Below are 4,704 nucleotides of genomic sequence, written 5' to 3' on the forward strand. Positions count from 1 at the left end.
TCACCCGGCCCTCGCCGGTGGCGGCGGCGGGGGTGGCGAGCGCCACGGCGGCCAGGCCGCCGGCGAAGGCGATCGCGGTGATCCTGCGCGAGAAACGCATGGGGTTCCCTTCCTGTGGGCGGTGCGTTTCCTCGATTATTACCCTCTGTAGCAATACGGGCACAGTCAGTATTGACTGGTCGCAGAGTCACCAATGTGCAGCCGGACCGCCTCTGCCCTGGTGCGCCAATCCGGTCTCAAGGCCACCACGAATACCCCATAATCTAGTCACATGTCGAAACGGGGGATGAGTCTGGCCGGGTCCAGCTCAAAGATCGCAGCGCTGGCCGGAATGGGCGTCGCCGCCGGGGTCCTCGCCGCCGGGGTCGCCCTGCCCGCCGTGGGCGGCGTGGGGCTGGGCGTCGTCGCGGTCAAGGAAGAACTCAACCTCAATCCGGAAGACCTCAAGGAGCCCCCGCTCGCCGAGCGCACCATGATCCTGGACGCCAACGGCAAGCAGATCGCCCAGTTCTACGAGGAGTACCGCGAGGTCGTCCCGCTCGACCAGATCGCCGACATCATGAAGACGGCGATCATATCCATCGAGGACTACCGCTTCTACCAGCACGGCCCCATCGACATCGAGGGCACGATCCGCGCCCTGGCCACCAACCTCCACTCCGGCGGGGTCAGCCAGGGCGGTTCGAGCATCACCCAGCAGTACGTCAAGCAGGTGCTGCTCAACCAGGCCGACTCCAAGAAGGAGCGGGCGAAGGCGACCGAGGCCAGCTACGCCCGCAAGCTCAACGAGCTGCGCTACGCGATGGCGATCGAGAAGAAGTACTCCAAGGACCAGATCCTGGAGAAGTACCTGAACATCGCCTACTTCGGCGCGAGCGCCAACGGAGTGGAGGCGGCGGCCAAGCGGTTCTTCGGCGTCAAGGCGTCGGAGCTGTCGCTGGCCCAGGCGGCGACGCTGGCGGGAGCCGTACAGGAGCCCAACGCGACCGACCCGCACCGCGGCAAGAAGTACCGTGACGCGCTGGTCCAGCGGCGCAACATCGTGCTGGACCGGATGGCCGAGCTGAACAAGATCAGCAAGGCCGACGCCGCCAAGGCCAAGGCGGAGAAGCTCGGATACAAGGGCACCCCGCTGCCCGGCGGCTGTGAGAACAGCCCGTACCCCTACTTCTGCATGTACGTCAGGCAGGAGATCCTGAACAACCCCGACTTCGGCAAGACCCCCAAGGCCCGGCTGCAGTTCCTCAACCGCGGCGGCCTCGCCATCAAGACCACGATCGACCCGAAGATGCAGGCCGCCGCCGACAAGGCGATCAAGAAGTGGGTCTCGCCCACCGACTACGCGATGGCCTCCGAGGCCCTGGTCGAGCCGGGCACCGGGGAGATCAAGGCGATGGCCTCCAGCCGCGCGTACGGCAACTCCAAGCGCAAGAAGGAGATGTCCTACAACGTCGTGGCCGACGCCAGGCACGGCGGCGGCACGGGCTTTCAGGCCGGATCCACGTTCAAGATGTTCACCCTGGTCACCGCCTTGGCAGAGGGCATGAAGGTGAACGACGGGCTGACCGCGGGAGCCGGGTTCAGCACCGGCTACTCCGGCTTCAAGAACTGCAAGGGCCAAAGCGTCGGCGACCCCAGCCACACCGTGACCAACGACGAGGGCGCCCCCGGCTTCCGGACCTTGCAGACCGGCACCTGGGGATCGGTCAACACCTTCTTCATGGCCCTTGAGCAGCGGGTCGGCCTGTGCGACGTGATCAAGACGGCCAAGGCGATGGGCATCAAGCGGTCCGACGGGCTGCCCCTGGTCGAGGTCCCGGTCTTCACCCTCGGCGTGAACGAGATGGACCCGCTGACCGTCGCCAACGCCTTCGCGGTGCTCGGCGCCCGCGGCAAGTACTGCGAGCCGAAGGCGATCAGCCAGATCACCGACCGGGACGGCAAGGTCGTCAAGTACAAGCCGAAGTGCCGCCAGGCCATCGACCCCGAGGTCGCCGACGCCGCCGCATACGTGCTCGAGGGCGTGTTCACCAAGGGCACCATGCGCGGTGTGGGCGGCATCGGCCGCGACGCCGCGGGCAAGACCGGCACCACCGACAGGCAGTCCACCGCCTGGTTCGCCGGCACCACCCCCGACCTGGCCGGAGCGGTCAGCATCGGCGACCCGCGCGGCGCGGTCAACCACAAGCTGAACGGCGTGACCATCGGTGGCAAGTACTACGGGTCGGTCTTCGGGGCCACCATCCCCGGCCCGATCTGGAAGGACACGATGATGGCCGCGCTCAAGGGCACGCCGAAGACCTCCTTCGAGCCGATCAACTCCTCGCGCTTCGGCGGCTGCGGCTCGGGGTGCGCGCCCAGGAAGAAGGCCGAGCCCGACGACGACGGTGACGACGGTGACGGCGGTGACGGTGGCCGCGACGGCAACGACATCATCGTTGAGCTGGGCAGCGAGGAAGGCCGGGAGCAAGCTCAGCAGGACGGCCGCGAGCCCGGCAGGGAGCAGCGCCGCGAGCAGGGTCCCGAGCTGGGCTTCGACTTCGGTCCGGAGCAGAGCGAGCAGCTCGGCAGGGAGCAGGACCTGGAACGCTGACCCCCCGGTCACCGTGCGGACCCCTCCCGGTCATCTTCCGGGTCTACGACACAGGTCGCCCTGCCCTCATAATTGGTGATCTACGGGCGGAGTGGGAGGAATTCCGATGCCGGAGATCAGCGCGCTGCGGCCGGGCGACCCCGCAGAGGTAGGGGGTCACCGGCTGACCGGACGCCTGGGCGACGACGTGTTCGTCGCCCAGACGCGCACGGGTGAGCGGGTCGTGGTGAAGCTGCTGCACCCGGACGTGGACCGCGAGCGCTTCCACCAGGTGATCGCGCCCCTCCAGGGGTTCTCGGCCTTCTACACGGCACGCGTCCTCACCACCGGCGCCCACGGCGACCGGCTGTTCGTCGTCAGCGAGTACATCGACGGGCCCACGCTGGCCGAGTCGGGCGGCCTGGTGACCGGGGTCGGGCTGCACCGGCTGGCGGTGGGCACGATGACCGCGCTGGTCGCGATCCACCAGGCCGGGCTGGTCCACGGCGACCTGCGGCCGGGCAACGTGGTGCTCGGCCCGGACGGCCCCCGGGTGATCAACTTCGGCGTGGCCAGGGCGGTGACCTCGACGGAGACCGGGGCGACCCGCAGGGTGGAGTTACCCGCCTACACCGCGCCGGAACGGCTGAGCGGAGGCCCGCCCACCGCCTCGGCCGACGTCTTCTCCTGGGCGGCGACCATGGCGGCGGCCGCCTCCGGCCGCTCGCCGTTCGACGGCGGCACGATGGCCGGCACGGTCAACCGGATCGTCAACGGCGAGCCCGAACTCCCGGACCTGGGCGAGCTGCACGACCTGATCACCGCCTGCCTGGCCAAGGACCCGGCCAGGCGGCCCCCGGCCGGCGACGCGCTGCTGCGCCTGGTGGGCGAGCCGAGCGTGCTCACCTCACAGGTGTCGGCCGCCACACCGCCGTCGCAGCAGGACCGGATGACCCGGCCGGTCGGCAGGGGCCGCGGCGTCCTCACGGCCGGGGCGGCGTTCCTGGCCGGGGCGCTCATCGCGGGCACCGGCGTCCACTTCCTGGTCCCCGGCGGCCCCGGCCGGGCCGTCGCGGACGGCAGGAAAGCGCCGGCCACCCCCACCCCGCAGCCCTCGGTGATCACCGCCCAGCCACAGGTCACCCCCGGCTCCACGACCGCCCCGCTGGAGAAGGTCGAGGGCAAGGCCGCCAGTGACCTCAAGCTGGACCGGGCCCAGGCGACCCTGCACGAGCACCCGAAAGATCCGCTCCGCCTCCAGGCGTACCTGGAGGTGCCCAGCCCGTTCGGCAGCTACGTCAGAGACAGGGCCGGCGCCTTCAAGCAGGTCGGCACCGGCGAGGAGCCTCAGGTGTCGCCGGACGGCACGTGGGTGGTGCTCAACCCCTGGCTCAAGTTCCGCGACTCCGACACCGACCACGTCCGGTTCCTCCGCCCGGACACCGGCGAGCAGTTCACCGTGGCCACCGTGAAGAAGCCGCTGACGACCATGACCCCGGTGTGGTCGAGGGACGGCTCCAAGGTGGTGCTCTCGGTGCACGAGGACAAGAAGATCCGGCGGATCACCGGCTTCGTGGTCATCGACGTGCGCACGCGGACCGCCACCCACGTCCGGACGGAGTACACCGACGACGCCGCGCTGGCCTTCACCTTCACCCCCGACGGCACGATCGCCCGCGGCTACTACGACGGCAAGGTCACCGGGATGGAGTACTACAACCTGTCCGGGCAGGTCACCAAGACCTTCCACTGGGTGGGCAAGCCCCGTTCCCGCGACTGGTTCTCCCCGTCGGGCGGGCAGTTCGTCACGGTGTGCCCGGACGGGGAGAACTACTGCGTGTGGGACGCCAAGACCGGCAACCGCAGGGCCACCGTGCCGGCCGACGAGAGCGGGCAGCTCCTCGGCTGGTTCAACGAGAACCATCTGCTGGTCCAGGATCCGGTGAAGGGCAAGAAGGACGCGGACCAAATCAAGGTCATCGACTTCGTCGGGGCGACCAGGCGGGTGCTCGCCGACGTGCATCCGCTGAAGGCGTCGCTTCAGTTCGCCCGCCCGGCGCGCTGATGGCCGCCGCCCCGCTCCGGCCCGGCGACCCGGCGGCGGTCGGCGGGTACACGATCGTCGGCATGCT

Annotated in this window: 2 protein-coding genes; both read left to right on the top strand. The window is 69.5% G+C overall.

The genetic code is table 11. The features are described from left to right. Positions 1–271: 271 nt before the first annotated feature. The gene (locus C1I98_RS35395) at positions 272–2,593 is read left to right on the top strand and encodes a transglycosylase domain-containing protein (protein ID WP_233508460.1); all 2,322 of its coding nucleotides are present in this window, start codon (positions 272–274) and stop codon (positions 2,591–2,593) included. A 106-nt stretch (positions 2,594–2,699) separates the two neighbouring features. Further along, the gene (locus tag C1I98_RS35400; protein WP_111171671.1) at positions 2,700–4,637 is read left to right on the top strand and encodes a serine/threonine-protein kinase; all 1,938 of its coding nucleotides are present in this window, start codon (positions 2,700–2,702) and stop codon (positions 4,635–4,637) included. The last annotated feature ends 67 nt before the right edge of the window (positions 4,638–4,704 follow it).

The sequence above is a fragment of the Spongiactinospora gelatinilytica genome (assembly GCF_003236385.1).
GTDB lineage: Bacteria > Actinomycetota > Actinomycetes > Streptosporangiales > Streptosporangiaceae > Spongiactinospora > Spongiactinospora gelatinilytica.

Excerpts from the sequence above, each read along its gene's own strand:
- C1I98_RS35395 (WP_233508460.1), top strand. The coding sequence starts at position 272 with ATGTCGAAACGGGGGATGAGTCTGGCCGGGTCCAGCTCAAAGATCGCA.
- C1I98_RS35400 (WP_111171671.1), top strand. The coding sequence starts at position 2,700 with ATGCCGGAGATCAGCGCGCTGCGGCCGGGCGACCCCGCAGAGGTAGGG.